This window comes from Mesorhizobium sp. WSM3862 (assembly GCF_002294985.1).
GTDB lineage: Bacteria > Pseudomonadota > Alphaproteobacteria > Rhizobiales > Rhizobiaceae > Mesorhizobium.
Map to the genome: position 1 here is coordinate 39,963 of NZ_NSGE01000008.1, position 17,318 is coordinate 57,280.

General features: G+C 64.8%; 17 protein-coding genes. 10 read left to right on the top strand and 7 right to left on the bottom strand.

Annotated elements, in window-relative coordinates; translation table 11 throughout:
• The first annotated feature begins 133 nt into the window (after positions 1-133).
• From CK224_RS22980 to CK224_RS22990, 3 genes are all read left to right on the top strand, one after another.
• Positions 134-1,240 (top strand): KamA family radical SAM protein, encoded by a 1,107-nt coding sequence (locus tag CK224_RS22980; RefSeq protein WP_066992885.1) that lies wholly within the window; start codon positions 134-136, stop codon positions 1,238-1,240.
• A gap of 79 nt (positions 1,241-1,319) precedes the next feature.
• A complete protein-coding gene (locus CK224_RS22985) occupies positions 1,320-2,156 on the top strand; it encodes a BA14K family protein (protein WP_095783342.1) in 837 nt (278 codons plus the stop codon).
• A gap of 538 nt (positions 2,157-2,694) precedes the next feature.
• The gene (locus tag CK224_RS22990) at positions 2,695-3,567 is read left to right on the top strand and encodes a ferritin-like domain-containing protein (RefSeq protein ID WP_095778970.1); all 873 of its coding nucleotides are present in this window, start codon (positions 2,695-2,697) and stop codon (positions 3,565-3,567) included.
• Here the strand turns inward: CK224_RS22990 and CK224_RS31455 are convergent.
• Positions 3,564-3,716: a hypothetical protein gene (locus CK224_RS31455; RefSeq protein ID WP_164748317.1), complete on the bottom strand. Its 153-nt coding sequence runs from the start codon at positions 3,714-3,716 to the stop codon at positions 3,564-3,566. The genes CK224_RS22990 and CK224_RS31455 overlap by 4 nt on opposite strands.
• Here CK224_RS31455 and CK224_RS22995 point away from each other — a divergent pair.
• Positions 3,658-5,178 carry an FAD-dependent oxidoreductase gene (locus tag CK224_RS22995; protein ID WP_066992889.1) on the top strand — a complete coding sequence of 507 codons (1,521 nt, stop codon included), beginning with the start codon at positions 3,658-3,660 and terminating at the stop codon, positions 5,176-5,178. The two genes, CK224_RS31455 and CK224_RS22995, sit on opposite strands and share 59 nt — an antisense overlap.
• Before the next feature lie 95 nt (positions 5,179-5,273).
• Here the strand turns inward: CK224_RS22995 and CK224_RS23000 are convergent, their stop codons facing one another.
• Positions 5,274-5,462, bottom strand: a complete 189-nt coding sequence (locus CK224_RS23000; protein WP_066992893.1) for a hypothetical protein — start codon at positions 5,460-5,462, stop codon at positions 5,274-5,276.
• A gap of 219 nt (positions 5,463-5,681) precedes the next feature.
• The gene (locus tag CK224_RS23005; RefSeq protein ID WP_066992896.1) at positions 5,682-5,891 is read right to left on the bottom strand and encodes a cold-shock protein; all 210 of its coding nucleotides are present in this window, start codon (positions 5,889-5,891) and stop codon (positions 5,682-5,684) included.
• 542 nt (positions 5,892-6,433) lie between these two features.
• Here CK224_RS23005 and minC point away from each other — a divergent pair.
• The 3 genes from minC to minE all read left to right on the top strand — a co-directional run bounded on the left by minC (position 6,434) and on the right by minE (position 8,490).
• Positions 6,434-7,297, top strand: a complete 864-nt coding sequence (gene minC, locus CK224_RS23015; protein WP_095778967.1) for a septum site-determining protein MinC — start codon at positions 6,434-6,436, stop codon at positions 7,295-7,297.
• Positions 7,298-7,405: 108 nt separating this feature from the next.
• Positions 7,406-8,221 carry a septum site-determining protein MinD gene (gene minD / locus CK224_RS23020; RefSeq protein ID WP_095783344.1) on the top strand — a complete coding sequence of 272 codons (816 nt, stop codon included), beginning with the start codon at positions 7,406-7,408 and terminating at the stop codon, positions 8,219-8,221.
• Positions 8,218-8,490 (top strand): cell division topological specificity factor MinE, encoded by a 273-nt coding sequence (gene minE / locus CK224_RS23025; protein ID WP_042638296.1) that lies wholly within the window; start codon positions 8,218-8,220, stop codon positions 8,488-8,490. Before minD ends, minE begins: the two co-directional genes overlap by 4 nt.
• Positions 8,491-8,722: 232 nt before the next feature.
• On the opposite strand, the gene CK224_RS23035 is transcribed toward minE, so the two are convergent.
• The 4 genes from CK224_RS23035 to CK224_RS23050 all read right to left on the bottom strand — a co-directional run bounded on the left by CK224_RS23035 (position 8,723) and on the right by CK224_RS23050 (position 13,893).
• A complete protein-coding gene (locus CK224_RS23035) occupies positions 8,723-10,495 on the bottom strand; it encodes an ABC transporter ATP-binding protein (protein WP_245426131.1) in 1,773 nt (590 codons plus the stop codon).
• Complete coding sequence (locus tag CK224_RS23040) at positions 10,492-11,517, bottom strand: glycosyltransferase (protein WP_095783345.1); 1,026 nt, start codon at positions 11,515-11,517, stop codon at positions 10,492-10,494. Before CK224_RS23040 ends, CK224_RS23035 begins: the two co-directional genes overlap by 4 nt.
• Before the next feature lie 112 nt (positions 11,518-11,629).
• Positions 11,630-12,745 (bottom strand): glycosyltransferase, encoded by a 1,116-nt coding sequence (locus CK224_RS23045; RefSeq protein WP_245426134.1) that lies wholly within the window; start codon positions 12,743-12,745, stop codon positions 11,630-11,632.
• Positions 12,742-13,893, bottom strand: coding sequence for an acyltransferase (locus CK224_RS23050; RefSeq protein ID WP_095783346.1), 1,152 nt, complete (start codon positions 13,891-13,893; stop codon positions 12,742-12,744). The genes CK224_RS23045 and CK224_RS23050 overlap by 4 nt, the downstream gene beginning before the upstream one ends.
• 574 nt (positions 13,894-14,467) lie before the next feature.
• On the opposite strand from CK224_RS23050, the gene CK224_RS23055 reads away from it, so the two are divergent.
• The 3 genes from CK224_RS23055 (at position 14,468) to CK224_RS30880 (ending at position 17,281) form a co-directional block, all read left to right on the top strand.
• Entirely contained in the window at positions 14,468-15,352 is an 885-nt protein-coding gene (locus CK224_RS23055; RefSeq protein ID WP_095783347.1) for a DMT family transporter, read from the top strand.
• Between the two features lie 245 nt (positions 15,353-15,597).
• A complete protein-coding gene (locus CK224_RS23060; RefSeq protein WP_348628407.1) occupies positions 15,598-16,176 on the top strand; it encodes a hypothetical protein in 579 nt (192 codons plus the stop codon).
• A gap of 592 nt (positions 16,177-16,768) precedes the next feature.
• Complete coding sequence (locus CK224_RS30880) at positions 16,769-17,281, top strand: hypothetical protein (protein WP_141245852.1); 513 nt, start codon at positions 16,769-16,771, stop codon at positions 17,279-17,281.
• The last annotated feature ends 37 nt before the right edge of the window (positions 17,282-17,318 follow it).

The following is a 17,318-nucleotide window of genomic DNA, read 5'->3' on the forward strand; positions in this document are numbered from 1 at the left end:
CAAAGCCACGAGACAAGCCGGGCATCAGGCCCAGCCGGTCTCGCGCGCCGCTCCACCGCTCTGCGGCAACCAAAACGATTGACCCGGCCATCCATCCGGCCGATATCCCGCGCAAGTTCGTACCGAGACCCCAATGACCTCAGATACCGATCTCAAGGAAGCCGCGCGCGGCCCCGACGCCGCCTGGCAGGACGACGTGCGTGCCGGCGTGCGCCATGTGCGCGACCTCGCAGCCCTGCCGCTCTCACCGGCCGAGCGCGCCGCTGCGCAGCAAGCCGCCGCCGCCCACAAGGTGCGCGTGCCGAAAGCCTATCTCGACCTGATCGACTGGAACGATCCGAACGATCCGATCCGCGCGCAGGTGATCCCGTCGCCGGACGAATTGATCACTGCCGAGGGCGAACTCGGCGATCCGATCGGCGACCACGCCTTCAGCCCGGTGCCCAGGCTGACGCATCGCCATGCCGACCGCGTGCTCTTGTTCCCGACCTATCAATGCGCGATCTATTGCCGCTTCTGTTTTCGCAAGGAGTCGCTGACTTCGATCGGCCGCGGCTATACGCGCGAGGCGCTGGAGCCGGCCCTCGCTTACATCGCCCAACATAGCGAGATCCGAGAAGTGATCCTGACCGGCGGCGATCCACTGTCGCTGCCCGACAAGGCGCTCGCCGAAATCCGCGCCCGTATCGAGGCCATCCCGCATGTGCGGCTCCTGCGCATCCACACCCGCGTGCCGGTGGCGCTGCCGTCGCGCATCACGCCCGGCCTGACGGCATCCCTGCTGGGAAGACTGATGGTGACGGTGGTCACCCACTTCAACCACCCGCGCGAGATCACGCCGGACACCGAAACGGCCTGTCGGACCATGCGGCAGGCGGGTTTTGTTCTGCTCAACCAGAGCGTTCTCTTGAAGGGCGTCAACGACAAGGTCGAGTTGCTGGAAGAGCTCTGCCGCGAGCTGATCTATCGGTTAGGCGTAAAACCCTACTATCTTCACCATGGTGATCTGGCGCCGGGCATGGCGCACCGCCGCACCACGATTGCCGAGGGCCAGGCGCTGGCCGCGGAACTGCGCCAGCGCCTCTCCGGCATCTGCAACCCGACCTATGTCATCGATCTGCCCGATGGCGGCGGCAAGGTGCCGCTCGGCCCCAGCCACATCGAGGGCCGGGACAGCGAGACATGGCGGATTCGCGGGCAGGACGGGAAGGTGAGGAAGTATCGCGAGGTGGTTGCCTAGTTCCTCATTTCGTCAGGCGGCAGAGGAACTCCCATCCCGCCCCCCGCATTCTATAAGCGGGGGCTCGAAGGAGAGCAGCGTGAAGGCATTGTTGGGAATCGTCGGCGGCTTCGTGCTGACCCTGGCCGTGTTTGCCTCAGGGCTCGCCTTCGCCACCTGGCTGCTGGCCGCCAAGCCGGTGCGCCAGGCAACGCCGGCGATCGGCGTTTCCGAGCTCTGGACCAAGGACGCCAGGCCCGTCGATCCGGCGAAGCAGGATCTCGAGCGCATCCCGGCCCAGCAGGCCGCCGACGCGTCCGCTAAGGCGGACGAGGGGGCCAGGGCGGCGGATACGGCCACGCAGACCGCAGCTCTCCCAACGCCGCAAGCCGCCGCGCCGCGGCAGTTGCAGCCCTTGCCCGAGGTCTCTCCGCCCAATGCTTCACAGACGGGCCAGGCCAATGCGGCTGAACAGCCTTCGGAGCAGGCGCCGGCCCAGCAGGCACAATTGCCCGCCGCGCATCTCGAATGGTGCGCCAACCGCTATCGCAGCTACCGCCCGCAAGAAAACAGCTACCGCTCCTATAGCGGGGAGATCCGCCCCTGCATCTCGCCCTATTTCGATCCGGGCGGCGATCGCACAGCCTCGACCGACGGACACCAATCCGATCAGCCCTGGATGACCAATCAAGGCGAGGTGACTGACGACCAGGCCGAGATGGAAGGCTACGCCACGACACGGGACGGCTACGCGACGACCTATGGCGGCCCGCCGGAAGAGATTTTGCCGGAGGACCAGCCTTCCAGGGATCGGCTGCTGGGCCCGCAAATGTCGGGCGATCATATCGACTCCTGCTTCAGCCGCTATCGCTCCTACGATCCGCAGGACAACACCTACCAGCCCTATGACGGCGGCCCGCGCCGGCAGTGCGAGTAGGGCAGGCCCACGTTCCTGCGAAGTGACGCTGGGCCGCTGAATCTGGCGCGAGGCACCCTTTTGTAACTCAACATTGGCCGAATCCGTTATTGTTGCGGACGCAGTGGCGGACTGTAGGCGGCCTTCACACCTCAGGTCCGCTAGGCCTGGCAAGCCGCCTACGGCCTGCTCGCCGGCGTCATGATCGCCGCAGCCGGTGAGGGTGCAACTGGCGGCTTGAGCTCTCGTCAGGCTGGAGCGGGAAGCCGAGCGCGGCAGGCCATCTCTCCCGGGCCTCGTTCATGGCGCCGAGGTGAAAGTGAGGCACCCGTCGCCGCCCTGCCTGCAAGCCCGGCGCCGACCCGGGCGACAGGGCTCGAGCCTTCGACTGCGCAAAACCGCACCGGCGCCACGCGAGCCGTATCGCGGCCGCATCAGGCTCCCCCCAGGCAAAGCCATATCGGCTTCTTTTCAGGAACATTCTGCCTTCTGCGAAGTTTGGCGGCTGGCCCGCTAATTGAGGCCAAACCGGTTGACAGGCGGGCTTCGGGAGGAAGCTATGACCGCTGTCACGCCTTCACTTCATGTTTGTCGCCGCCGGGCACTGCAAATCGGTCTTGGAGCGACCCTTGCTTCAGCGGCCGGCATTGCTGCGACTTCGTCTGCTGCCGCGCAGGACGACATAAAAGACGAAGACATTTTCCGCTTCGCGCTCAACCTGGAATATATGGAGGCTGAATATTACCTCCGCGGCACCACGGGAAAAGGCATCGAGGACTCGGACATCGGTTCCAAACCCGGCGATGTCGTCGGCGGCAAAAAGGTTGCCTTCGATACGCCCGCGCTCGGTGAATTCATGCGCGAGGTCGCGGAAAACGAGCTTGCCCATGTCAGGTTCTATCGCAAGACGCTTGCGTCGAATGCGGTGGACCGGCCGGCGATCGATTTCGATGCCGGCTTTGCCGCGGTCGCCAAGGCGGCCGGCCTCGGCGACGATTTCGATGCGTTTGGCAACCAGATGAATTTCGTGCTCGGCGGCATGCTGTTCGAGGACGTCGGTGTCACCGCCTACGCCGGTGCGGCAACTGTCCTGAAGAACAAGGAATTCCTCGCTGCCGCGGCTGGAATTCTCGCGGTCGAGGCCTATCACATGGGAATGGCGCGGTCGTCGCTCTATCGCATGGGCGAGAAGGCCTGGAAGGCGGCGAATGCGGTTTCCGACGCACGCGACAAGATCGATGGGAACGAGGACAAAGACCAGGGCATTCAGGTCGACGGCAAGGCCAACGTCGTTCCTTCAACGCCGGATGCGATTGCCTTCACAAGGACGCCGCAGGAGGTGCTGCGCATCGTCTATCTGACCGATCAGTCGGGTGTGAGCAAGGGCGGCTTTTACCCGAACGGGATGAACGGAACGCTCAAGAGCACCTAGCCGTTGAAGTGGAGCCGGTCACGATGATCTGCAACCCGGGCCGAGCAGCATTCGGCGCGGGCATCCGATTTCGTTTCGACGAGGCAGGCAATGAACGTCAGCAGCGAAGCGACCAGATCTTTTTGGACACTCGACACCAGCTTGCCCAACGCGCCTCGCCTCGAGCAGGATGAGCATTGTGACGTAGCCGTCATCGGCGCCGGCATCGCCGGCGTTTCCATCGCCTACGAACTGGCCTTGGCGGGACGCAGGGTGGTGCTCGTGGATCGCGGTCCCTTGCTCGGCGGCATGACATCGCGCACGACCGCCCATCTGGCACCCATCTGCGACGACGGCTTGAGCGCGCTGATCGACATGCGCGGCGAGGCTCTGGCGCGCGGATTCCAGGAAAGCCAGCAAGCCGCCGTCGACCGCATCGAACGCCATGTCGCCACGCTGGAGATCGACTGCGATTTCCGCCGGCTGGACGGCTTCCTGTTCCCGGCCGCATGGATGGACGAGAAAGAGGCCGCCAGAGAATGCAACAAGGAGTATGCGGCTGCGGCAAAGATCGGCGCCGAGGCTGAGCATGGCAAGGGTGTGCCGCTCAAGGGCCATGAAACGGCGCCCATCCTGCGCTATCCAGACCAGGCGACCTTCCACCCGCTGAAATATTTGCGCGCGCTGCTGGCCGATTTCGAGAAACGAGGCGGCAAGGCATTCGCCGACAGCGCCGTCATCGAAATCGAGGAGGGGGACAAGGTTCGCCTGAAATGCGACGGCGGCTCCACCGTCACGGCTTCGAACGCGGTGTTTGCCACCAATTCCCCGATCAACACCTGGGTCAAGATCCACAGCAAGATGGCGCCTTACCGCACCTATGCGATGGCTTTCGACATCGCCAGGGGAACCCTCCCGGATGCGCTCTACTGGGACATGGATGATCCCTATTACTATGTCCGCCTCAATCCCGGTCCCGGCAAGACGGACTGTCTCATCGCCGGCGGCCGCGATCACAAATCGGGCGAAGCGGATGACGGCGCGGCGCGCTTTGTCGCGCTCGAAGCCTGGATCAGGGCATTGGTGCCCGATCTTGGCGGAGAACGAGCGCGATGGTCCGGCCAGGTCCTCGAAACAATCGACTTTTGCGGCTTCATTGGCCGAAGCCCCGGCAACGGCAACGTCTTCATCGCCACCGGCGACTCCGGCCAGGGCATGACGCATGGCGCCTTGGCCGGACTGCTGATCCGCGATCTGATCGTGGACGGATCGAACTCCTGGGAAGCCGTCTACGCCCCCGACCGGACGCCGCCCGCCGCGCTCGCGCACTACGTCAATGAGAACCTTACGACGGTGAAGAACCTTGCCGGCTATTTGCTGCCCGGTGAGGTTAAGTCGGCCGACGCCCTCGAGCCCGGCGAAGGCGGCATACTTCAGGACGGCTTGAGCAAGTTCGCCGTGTGCCGCGATCGCGACGGCAAGCTGCACCGGCATTCGGCCAGTTGCACGCATCTCGGCTGCATCGTGCACTGGAATTCGACCGAGCAATGCTGGGATTGCCCCTGCCACGGCTCGCAGTTCGCGCCGGACGGAACTGTCCTCAACGGCCCGGCCATCCGGCGTTTGGGATAGTTCAGCTGGAGGGCATTGGATCGGCGATCCCCAGCCGCGGGAACTCGAGCCGAATCGCGTCGGGAGAAGTGGGACTTCCCCAGAGACCTCTGTCGCTATTTTCGCCTTGCCGGCTTCTTCTTTGGCTCCGCTTCAACCGGCCCGCGGGCGAGCCTGGCCGCGCGGAGCCGTTCCGTCTTTGCCTGCCGCGCTGCCGCTTCGCCCTCGATTATCGTGCGCGCCGTCTTCGTGGTGGCTTCGCTCTTGGCGTCGCCCTTCGGCTTGAACACACTGGTTTCGGCCATGGTCTACCTCGCAATTTGAAACGAAGAAGGCCGGGCAAGCCCGACCTTCCAAAGCATATCTCCCGAAATCGGAAACCGGTTAGGGGAAGACATGCGTAAAACCCCAAAACATGTTGCCCGAAATCGGGAGCCGGTTTCGGGACGAAGACATCCGCAAGATCAAAGTGCTCCAAGGCCAATGCCGGTACATCCGCGGTCAAAGGCCATGGATGCACGGCATCAGCCCGCCTGGATATTCTCCGCCGAGCTTTTGCCGTTCCGCTGGTTCTTCACGATGTCGAAGCTCACCTTCTGGCCCTCCGCTAGCGAGCGCATTCCGGCGCGCTCGACGGCGGAGATATGGACGAACACGTCCGGCTGCCCATTGCCCTGCTCGATGAAGCCGAAGCCTTTCGTGGCGTTGAAAAACTTCACGGTTCCAGTAGTCATACGATTTTCCTTTCAAATCGACGCAAATCATCGCCGCCTGGCTGCGTGCCAAACGTCGCAGTCTTCGAAATTGAGAGGGAAGATCGTCAGGGCGCCGAGGCGCAGAAACAACATTCGTTCAACAAGTTCGATTTGAAAAACATAGCGCTTAACCGCAGCGGCGACAAGGCGAGGCGAAATAATATTATCGAAGGCCGTTGTCCTGAAAAGCTTCCGGGCGACTAATTGCGCTTGCCGCCCGACTCCTATAGCGGGCTTCCGCCCGGCGCCGATGAAAGCGCCGAGATACAGATCTTTATCCCTCGCCGACAAGAACCGAAATGCCCAGCCGATTGTTGGCCCGCTAGCCCCGCTGAGCGTTCCCTGCCGGCTCACGCCATGTGTCGAATTGTGTGCTGGATAGACGCTGCGGCGGGTACTGTGACCACCCCGCCACAAAACTTAGCCGCGCCAGTTCCTCAGCGGCCGCCACCCGCAAAATTAACCTTTTGTTAACCATTCGCCCGGCACCCTTTAACCATTGAGTAAGGATTCGTCTGGCCGTGACCTTCGCCGCCCCTTTGCACAACAAATCCATCCGCTTCCGCGCCCGCTCCTTCGTCGCTTTCACGCTGACGCCGGAGGCGCCGATCGACGAGTGGCTGGAGGGGCTCGATCACTGGATCGGCAACTCGCCGGGCTATTTCAATGGCCGCCCGGTAGTGCTGGATCTCAACACTTTGAAGCCGGGGCCGGAGGAGATCGCAGCGCTTGTCGGCACGCTCGCCCGGCGCGGCATCCGCGTCTACGCGATCGAGCTCGAGGGCGCCGAGCTCGGCCCCGATTTGCCGCCGCTGCTCGCCGGCGCCAAGGAGGCGACCGCCGAGGGGTTGCTGGGCAGGGCCGCGCGCAAGGCGAAGGCGGAAGAGATCACGGTCGAGACGGCTACGGTCGAGGACGTGCAGCCGGGGCAAATGAGGGCGCCGCAGGATGAGCTGGCGAAGCTCGATGCGCAGAACGCGCGAGCCGCCGAAGCAGCCAAGTCGGAACCGGCCGGGTCGGGGCAGGGTGCTGCACCGGCACGGCACGAGCCTTCCGCCGGCACCCTGATGATCAAGGCGCCGATCCGCTCCGGGCAGTCGGTCTTTCATCCGCATGGCGACGTCATCGTGCTGGGCTCCGTCGCGTCCGGCTCGGAAATCGTCGCCGGCGGTTCGATCCATGTCTACGGCACGCTGCGCGGTCGGGCGATCGCCGGCTCGGAAGGCAACACATCGGCGCGCATCTTCTGCCGCAAGAACGAGGCCGAGCTGCTCGCCGTCGACGGCTGGTACACCACGGCCGAGGAGATGGAAGGTGTTTCGCGCGGCAAGGCGGTGCAGGCGTTCCTCGAAAACGATGCGCTGTGCGTGGTGCCGCTCGGCTGAGTCTTTGGCCGCGCAAGCTTCGGACCGGTTTCGCGTGCCATTGTCCTTCATGAGTCCGCCGTGCCCGGCACGGCCAGAGAATAAAAATCGCCAACGGAGGCTGGATATATGGGCAAGGTAGTCGTGGTCACCTCGGGCAAGGGGGGCGTCGGCAAGACAACCTCGACGGCCGCGCTCGGCGCTGCCGTGGCCAAGACCGGCAAGAAGGTTGCCCTGGTCGATTTCGACGTCGGCCTGCGCAATCTCGACCTCATCATGGGTGCCGAGCGCCGCGTGGTGTTCGACCTCGTCAACGTTATCCAGGGCACCGCAAAACTGTCGCAGGCGCTGATCCGCGACAAGCGGCTGGAGACGCTCTATCTGCTGCCGGCCTCGCAGACGCGCGACAAGGACGCGCTGACCGAGGAGGGCGTTGCCGAAGTCATCGCCCGGCTGCGCTCGGTGTTCGACTATGTCTTCTGCGACAGCCCGGCCGGCATCGAGCGCGGCGCCCAGCTTGCCATGCGCTTCGCCGACGAGGCGGTCATCGTCACCAACCCGGAAGTGTCGTCGGTGCGAGATTCCGACCGCATCATCGGCCTGCTCGACGCCCGTACCATGAAGGCCGAGCAGGGCGAGCTGATCCAGAAGCACGTGCTGGTCACGCGCTATGACGCGGCGCGCGCCTCGCGCGGCGAGATGCTGTCGATCGACGACGTGCTGGAGATCCTTTCGACGCCGCTGCTCGGCATCATCCCGGAAAGCCAGGATGTGCTCAGGGCCTCCAACCTCGGCGCGCCGGTGACGCTCAGCGAGCCGATCAACATCGCCGCCAAGGCTTACCTCGAAGCGGCACGGCGCCTGGAAGGCGAGGACCTGCCGGTGGTCGTCCCCTTCGAGCGCAAGGGTTTCCTCGAACGGCTTCTCGGAAGGAGGGCGGCATGAGCATTCTCGACCTCTTCAAGCGGCGCACCAGTGCGCCTGTGGCGCGCGAGCGGCTGCAGCTGCTGCTCGCCTATGAACGCCAGAGCCGTGGCCAGCCAGACCTCGTCTCCATTCTGCGCGAGGAGATCATGGCCGTCATTGCCAAGCATGTGCAGATCGACCAGGACTATCTCCAGGTCTCGATGGATCGCGGCGCCACCATGTCGACGCTGGAGATCGACATCCAGATCCCCAACAAGAGCGCCGCGCCACTGGCGATGGCGGGGTGAAGCTGGTTTAGCGCCGGCGGGACAGCACCCCCTCTGTCCTGCCGGACATCTCCCCCGCAAGGGCCCGCAAGGGGGAGATCAGATGTCGTCGCCGCTTTCGCCAACTTCCGACGGAGCAGGAAGAGCGCGGCAGCCGGAGCTGCCAATCTCCCCCCTTGCGGGGGAGATGCCCGGCAGGGCAGAGGGGGGTGTGTCGCGCCAACCTTCGCCACTTCCCTCGCAAAGAAAGCCCTCACTCCGGCTGGTACAGCTCATCCATGCTGCGCGCCGCCAGTTCCGCGAACGGCGCCTGCTTCTTCACCCGCCCATGCTCCAGGATCACCAGGTCGTCGCAGAACGCGATGGTCGAGTGGTGATGGCTGATGACGATCGTGGTGCGGCGGCCGGCGCGCGATTTCAGCGTTTCCACGATCGCCGCTTCCGAGAGCCCGTCCACTGCATTTGTGGCTTCGTCGAGGATCAAAATGTCGGGGTCGCGCAGCAGCGCTCGCGCCAGCGCGATGCGCTGCCTTTGCCCGGCCGACAGGTTGACGCCGCGATAGCCGACCACCGTCTGGTAGGCCTGCGGCAGCGTCTCGATGAAGCCATGCGCCTCGGCGAGCTTGGCCGCGCGGCGCGCCTCTTCCGCGCTGGCCGTGTCCTTGCCGTAGGTGATGTTGTCGAGGATGGTGCCGTCGACCAGCTCCAGCTCCTGGCTGGCCAGAGCGATATGCGCCCGCCATTGGGCCGGGTCGATCTCGCCGAGCGGCGCGCCGTCGACGAGGATGCGGCCGCCATCGGGCTCGACGAAGCGGCAGAGCAGGTTGACGATCGTCGTCTTGCCGGCGCCGGAGCGGCCGATCAGCGCCGTCGAGCGGCCGCTCACGATGTCGAAGCTCGCCGCATGCAGCACCGCCGCGCGCTGCTCCTCATTGGCATAGCTGAAGCTGACGCCCTCGAAGGCGATCTTCTCGCCGAGTCCCGCGAACGGGCGGCTGCCCGTGGGCGGCACGGGCTTGCCCTCGGGGTCGAGCAGCCAGCTCACCTCCTCCAGCGAGCCGGAAAGCCCCTGCAGCTGGCTCCAGGTCATCTGCAGCGCGCGCACATGCGGCTGCAGGCGGTAAAGCAGGATGAGGAAGGCGGCGACCAACGGGAAGCTCAGGCCAGCAAGCCAGGCGCCGATCACCACCGCCAGGAACAACACGGCGTGCAGCACTTCGGTGAGCGGCGCCAGCGCGCCCTGGCGACTGGAAAGCGTGAAGGCCGCCCGCCGCACGCTGTCCGATGCCTTCTCGAAGGCGGCCTTCTCGCGCGCCTCCTGGCCGAAGATCCGGATGAGACGGCCGGCATGCACCAGGTGCAGCATCTGCGAGGCTAAAGCGCTGTTGCGGGCCGCGACGCTGCGGCTCGGGCCCTTGAGATGCGCCGACAGCGCCATATGTGCCGCTTGCACCAGCGCCAGGCCGAGCATCACCAGCAGCGTCATCTGCCAGGATAAGAGCAGCAGGAAGGCAAGCAGGATAACCGCCGCCGAGGCGCTGACGATCGCGCCCAGCATCCCCTGCATGGCGTCCGACGCCCGCCAGGATTCGTTGGAGATGATGTTGAGCAGCCGCCCTGGGCTCTCCTTCAAGAAGAACGGATAGCCGACGCTGAGCAGGCGTTCGGCGAGCGCGCCGCGGATCGACTGGCCGGCCTTGCCGTAGATATGCGCGGTCAGCACCGCATTGGCGAAGGCAAGCAGGTTCTTGAGCAGGATCGAGCCGAGGATCGCGGCCGAAATCGCGATCAGGCGCTCGCGCTCGCCGAGCCCGGCGCCGACCTTCTGCAGCAGGGCGGAAAGGCCGGCCATGCCGGTCGCCTCGCCATGTCCCATGATGATGCCGAGCAGCGGAATGATCAGCCCGATGCCGAAGCCTTCGAGCGCAGCACTGGCAAGCCCGAGCGCGACCACGACGGGCAGCAGGCCGAGCTGACGGCGGCCGAGCGCCCGCCGCAGCATCGCCGGTGTCGGATGCCCGCTCATGGCGCGCCGGCCTCCGCGCTGACCTCGGCGGCTTCCTCAGCGTGCGGCGGCTGCCGATCGGGCCGGCCGGCCAGCACGAGCGTCATGAATTTCGCCGCGCCCGCGAGGTTCATCAAAACGATCGGCCAGTGCGAGAGCCTGAGATCCTGGTCGAAGCGCGGGCCGCCGATCAGCTCGCGCGTGGCGGCACGCGCCGCCCAATAGAAATGGCGAAGCAGCCATGGTGCGCGGCGGAAATGCTTGAGACACAGCGCGCCATTGCCGAAATGGTAGTCGCGGTGCAGCCGATCGATCGCCTTGCGGCCGCGCCGGCCGTGGTGGTGGAAGATCGTCATGTCGGGCACATATTCCACCGCCATGCCGGCGAGCATGGCGCGCACCAGGTAGTCGGTGTCTTCCGCCGAGCGCAGCGGCCCGCCGGCGCCGAAGCGTTCGTCGAAGGGGCCGATGCGAGCGGCGACGTCGCGATGCATGGTCATGTTGCAGCCGAGCACGAAGCCGCCCGGATGCACGGCGGGCGTCAGCCGCTGGCGCTCGTCGCAGCGCTTGATGGTGAAGGGCAGGTCGCGCGCATCGCCGAGCTCGACGCGGCCGCCGCGGATCAGCCATTTCTCGCCGCTTGCATCATGCCGTTGGAGATCGGCGAGGTAGTTGCGGTCGAGCCTGCAGTCGTCGTCGATGAAGACCAGCACGCGCCCGCGCGCCCGCGCCAGCCCCGCATTGCGCGCCGCCGCCAGCCCGGGCCGCGGCTCTGAGATCGCCGTCAGTGGAATGTCGGAGCTCGCGGCGATCCGGGAAAGATATTCCGCCGTGCCGTCGCGCGAGCCGTTGTCGACCACCACCAGTTCGGCGGCGAAGGCGGGATGCGCAAGACAGGCGGCACGGATCGAATCGATGCAGGCTTCAAGCACCGCCGCGCGGTCACGGGTGCAGACGATGAAGGAGACCTGCGGCCGCTGCCTGGGCCAGGGAGGCGCGGGCAGGGCCGGGTGCCGGGGCAGGGGATGGCGCGCGTCGTTCATGGAGAGGGCTCAGCGCTGAGGCTGCTGACCTCCCCGCTTGTCAGGGGAGATTGGCTGTCGCGCCGGCTTTCGCCGATTTCCACCGCCGGCGAGTGGACGCGGCCAAAGCTGCTCATGCCGCCTCCATCCTGTAAGGCGCCAGCACCGATGCCGCCGGCGTGGATTTGAAGCGGTAGGCGAGCCTGTCGGCCTGCTTGCCGGCCCACATCGAAGCCTGGCTGAGCCACGGTGCCCAGGCCCCGGGGCGCAAGGCATATTGCTCGCGGCGGCGGATCGCGTTCCATTTCGCGGAAAGCGTCAAAAGCTCATGCGTGAGCGCGGGTTGCTCCTCGTCGTTGACGAGCTGGTAGAGGAAATAGAAGAGGTTGAGCGCACCGGCCTCGAAGCTCGGGCGCACCGCCGCGGGCAGCGCGGCAATCCGCTCTTCCAGCGCGCGGATGAAGGCCGCTGCCCCGGCCACCGTCGCGAAGGAGACTTGATCGCCGATGGCGCGCAGGTTCCTAGTATCGTCCGTCAGACCCTCGCGCTCGAGGTTTTCGCCGACGATCCGGAGATGCGTGCGCCGCATCTCCTTGACATGCCGGCTGGTCACGCTGCCGGAATGCACGCGGTAGACCAGCAGCCTCTCCTCCATCAGGGCCGCCGGATAACGGTCGGCGAGCCGGCGGAAGAGGTCGAAATCCTCGGCATGCCGGTAGGCGGCGTCGTAATGAAGGTCGGCCTCTCCGATCACCCGGCGGTTGTAGACCACGGTCGGGTGCATGAAGATCGTGAAGAACTTCGCGAGCACGGCAAGGTCGAGGCGGAACACCGGGTCGAGCCTGCCGGGCGCAATACGCCCACGCACCAGCATGTCGACGATCGAGCCGCAAAAGCCGATCTCGGGACGCGTTGCAAACAGCGCCGCCTGGCGCGACAGCCGCCAGGGATAGGCGAAGTCGTCGGCGTCCATGCGCGCGACGAGCTCGCCTTGCGCGCTCGCCAGCCCCTCATTGAGACTGGCGACGAGACCGCGGTTCTCGCGCGAAACAATGGATACGCGGCTGTCCGCCTTGCGGCAGCGGTCGAGGATTTCCAGCGACCGGTCTGTCGAACCGTCGTCGATGGCGATGATCTCGAGCCGGCTGTAATCCTGCCGCAGGATCGATTGGATTGCAGCGCCGACATAGGGCTCGGCATTGTAGACCGGCAGCAGCACGGAGATGAGGGGAGTGGCGCTCGCCATCATCGCCGCGCCTCGGTTTGCTGCAGGTCCAGCGCGGACACGCTGGCCGGCGGGCCTATCCAGCTTGTCTCGCCCGCCATGCCCGCGCGCGACCGCGCGACATAGGGGAAATAGCGCTTGAGACTGTTGAGCGGCTTTTCGAACAGCGCCCAGGAGAGTGAGGCGACAAGCAGCGTGGCGGCGCCTGCGACAAGGAAGCGGCCAGGCCCTTGCTCCGAGACGTTGAGCGGGATCCAGGGCTGCGCCTTGACGGCGTAGGCGAGAAGGATCGGGTGGTAGAGATAGACGCCGTAGCTGATGCGGCCGAGGAAAAGCAGCGGTGGCAGTTCGGCCAGCTTGCCGAGCCTGCCGCCGAGGCCGTTGGAGCAGGCGGCGACGATCGCCACCAGCGGCACCAGCGGCAGCACCTGCACCAGCGCCCAGTGCCCCCACTCCCATGCCGAGTTCGCCGGTCCCGGATCGGACCAGACGACGAGCAGGAAAACGACCGCGAAAGCCGGCCAGCCGAGCCGCATCCAGCGCGGCACATCGGCGCCCCTGGCGCGGCGAACGGCAAGCAGGGCGCCGCAGCCGAGCGCGTCCATAGAGGCCGGCGGCAACAGGTCCCGGGCGAGCGCCGGGTTGGCGGTGAGCGGCCAGTAGAAGCGGTAGGCGAACGAGAAGAGGATGACGCCGATCGTGATCGCCTCGATACGCCGGCGCGGCGCCAGCAGCACGATCAGCGGCCAGACGAGATAGAACTGCTCCTCGATGCTGAGGCTCCAGAAATGGCAGAGGAGCCAGGGGTTCCAGTCGTTGCGCAGCGCATACCAGAAGTTCGAGAGATAAAGCGCATGCCAGGCAAGCGACGAGCTGGACTCTTCCAGATTGGTGACCCAGACCAGGGCCAGCACCGCGAAATAAGGCGGAAAAATCCGGATTATGCGCCTGGCGTAGAAGGCGCGCAGCGCTGGCCCGGAAGCGAATGCGTTGCTCTCACGCGCGTCCAGCAAAAGCCGGGTGATCAGGAAGCCGGAGAGCACGAAGAACAGCCGCACGCCGAGATGGCCGAGGAAGGAGGTGCCGTTCGGCGCAAGGAAATGCGCGTAAAGCACCAGCGTGACGGCTACAGCTCGCACTGCATCAAGCTGGATGTCGCGCTGACCTGTCATTGGCGGGGTCCCCCGGCTCCGCCGTAAGATCCTGCGCTGGACCTGCAAAGCACGCCGGCTCGGCCTGTCGACGAATCTCCGTCCGGGGCGAGAGTGCCGTCCTTGGCTATCAGCGGAATGCCCATTCGGCTCAACGTAGCGGCATCCTCCACTGCCCATGTTAGTTAACATCTGTCTCGGCTTATGTTGCGGCGCAACACACAATGCTTACGGGTTTGAAATAAAGCTGTGATCGGGAAGGTTGCAGAACAAAGTTGTCCGCGGGCGATTTGGCCTATGGTCCTATATACGCAGGGGCGTTTGGTCCGGCTTTGGTAGTATTTATCGCCAAGGATGTTGGGGCTTTTCGCTGCAACCGGAGCGCGTGTTTCGGCCTGTATTTACAGTAACGCCTCACTTAGCTGAAGATTGCTAAGCGGCGTTGTGAAAACTGTTTTGACTTTCAAAGTCTTGTGCGGCGCAGCAAACCAGTCGCGAGAGGCCTTGTCCAACCATCCGGCTCCGTTGCCTTAAGACAAGGGAAACGCCAGTCTCTATCTCCACCACGGACCGGGGCGCGGGGGATGGAGGAGAAGTGACGTCGACGCCGATCGCAACACCGCAGGCGCCGCTGGGGGCCTTGCCCGTGCTTGGCTTGCTCAGCGCCATCCTTTCGGTGCAGGTTGGCGCCGCCTTCGCCAAGGGCCTGTTTCCGGTCCTTGGGGCCGAGGGCACAACGATGCTGAGGCTCGTCATCGGCGCGTTGATGCTGGCGGCAGTGCTCAGGCCATGGAAAGTGCTGCCGACGCGAAAGGGATTGCCTTGGCTCGCCGCCTATGGCGTCACCGTTTCGGTGATGAACCTGCTCTTCTATGCCGCGCTCGAGCGCATTCCGCTGGGCATCTGCGTGGCGCTCGAATTCACCGGCCCGCTTTTTGTCGCCACACTCGGCTCGAGGCGCCTTCTCGACCTCGTCTGGGTGGTGCTTGCCGTCGCCGGCATCGTGCTGCTCTCGCCGTTCGCCGATATCAGCCGCGGGCTCGATCCGATCGGCGTGCTGCTTGCGCTTGCCGCCGGCGCCTGCTGGGGGCTCTATATCATCTTCGCGCAGAAGGCCGGCGCCGAGCTTGGCGCCCGCACCTCGGCCTATGGCATGGCGATCGCCGCGCTCGTCGCGCTGCCTTTCGGCTTCACCGCAGCCGAACCTTATCTCACCGACCCGCATGTCATGGGGGCCGCGGTTGTCGGGCTGTTTTCCAGCGCGCTGCCCTTCTGGCTGGAGATGTTAGTGCTCGCCAGAATGCCGGCGAAAGTCTATGGCATGATCGTCTGCCTGGAACCCGCAGGCGCCGCGCTTACAGGGTTTCTCTTCCTGCACGAGAGCTTGAGCGTTTTGCAATGCGCCGGTATTGGCGCCGTGATTGCCGCCGCGTTCGGCGCGGCCGTAACGGCGAGAGCGCCGGTTCCGTCACCCTGTTGAGGATCAATGCATGTCGCCTGAGGGCGCGCCGTTTTGGGAGAGCATGAGAACAAAAGACTCGAAGCGCGTCGCTCGAATTCGTTTCAGCGAAACGCGCTCATTCACGCCTGAAAAAAGCCGTGCGCAGCCGCGTCCGACTACATCTGTTGGTTGAGATAGGACTTAGGTCCGATTTCATTGCGAAAAAGGTCTGAAAAAGCAAGACAAGGGTCGTGGGCCACTTCCCCACGACGGGTTGATTGGGGATGCTGATGTTGCGACATTGCCGGTGGGGTAGTTCGGCCGAAGGGTCGGATGGCTGGCAAGGGGAGATTGGGATGCGCGTATCGCGCATGGGCTGCAGGCATGTCTTGCGGGCGCTTGTTGCGCTGGCGCTTGTTGTCGCGCCTTTTCATCTCTCCTTCGACGGTCCCGTCGTGGCCAAGGCCTATGCCGGCAAAGGCGGCAATGGCAACGGCAATGGCGGTGGGAACAGCGGCGGCGGAAACGGTAACGGCAACGGCGGCGGCAACAACGGTAACGGCAACGGCAACTCGGGCGGCAACAACGGAAACAGCAACTCGGGCGGCAACAACGGCAACGGAAATAGCGGCAAAGGCAAGGGCGCAACGAGCACTGCCGCCGCCGCCGATGTCGATGATCATGTGAATGCTGCGACCGGCGACAAGGTCGAGGTCGGTGCCAATAGCATCCAGGTCACGCACCGGAACGGAATGAAGGAGAGGATCGAGAACGGCCGTTTCAGGATGGAGGACAAGTTTGGTCGCACCATCGTCGAGCGCAAGGCCACAGTGGCCGATCTCGATCGCCTGAAGAGTTTGTGAGAGCGAGGTTCTATCTGGATTAGATCTTAAGGGGCCAAAAGCCAGCGCTGCAAAATCAGGTTGCCACCTTTTGCTTCGTCTCTTCGGTCCTGATCGTCTTACGACAGAACTCCCGCTGCTCACCTTGCCCCCGCCTTTTGGCGGGGGTACTTTTTGGGGGCCCTTGAGACGGCTGCCGGATAAGGCGGGCTCTTGGCGCATGCCCCCCGCAGTCCGGGAACAATTCATGCGCAAACCAAAGGTTACGGCGCTTTTCCGCCCAGGAGGGCGCATGCGCCGTAGCATGCCGCGGTTCGTTGAGTGTCCGCGCCGTTCTCGCGTGCGACAGTCATAATGAATTGCTAACCGCTTTCCAAGCGATTTTGGTTAACGCGACGGCAGTCGCAGCCTCTAGTTGTGTTCCCGGCTGGTGCGACAATGGTCCCCAAGTGACTGCAAAAAGGTCCGACCGGACATGGCATGGGTCGTGGGCCGCTTCCGTAACCTTACCAAAGCGTGAATCTTGTCTGGTCAAGACACCGGTTCCGCCTTGGCGGGCTGAGAGCGGAACTTCGGCAGGGCCGAGGCGGAACCGGCATGAACCAAGGACGGCATGCGCGAACCCGCCTCAAAAAGGTTTGTCCGCCTTACGCTGCGCGCCGCGGCCGCGCTGGCGCTTTTTGCCGCGCCTAGTCATTTCACGTCCAATAGCCTCGCCAAGCTCCTGGTGGCCACCGCTTATGCCGACAACGGCAATGGCGGCGGCAACGGCAATGGCGGCGGCAACGGCAATGGCGGCGGCAACGGCGGCGGGGGCGATAGCGGCGGCGGAAACGCTGGCGGCAATTCCGGCAACGGCAATGCCGGTGGCGGCAATGCCAATGCCGGTCCTGGCAACAACAGCGGCAAAGGCAACACCAACCCCGGCGGCAAGGCCGCCAGCCGTGTCAATGCGGCGACGGGCGACACAGTCGAGATCGACGGCAACAGGATCACCATCATCCACCGAAACGGCATGAAGGAAGAGATCGAGAACGGACGCTTCGAGATGAGCGATGCGCAAGGCCGCACCATCGTCGAGCGCCGGGCGACCGAGAAGGATCTGGCCCGTCTGCTAGGCTTGTGAGGGCCGAGAGAAGCTACCCCCTTTTCCCGCGCCTTCG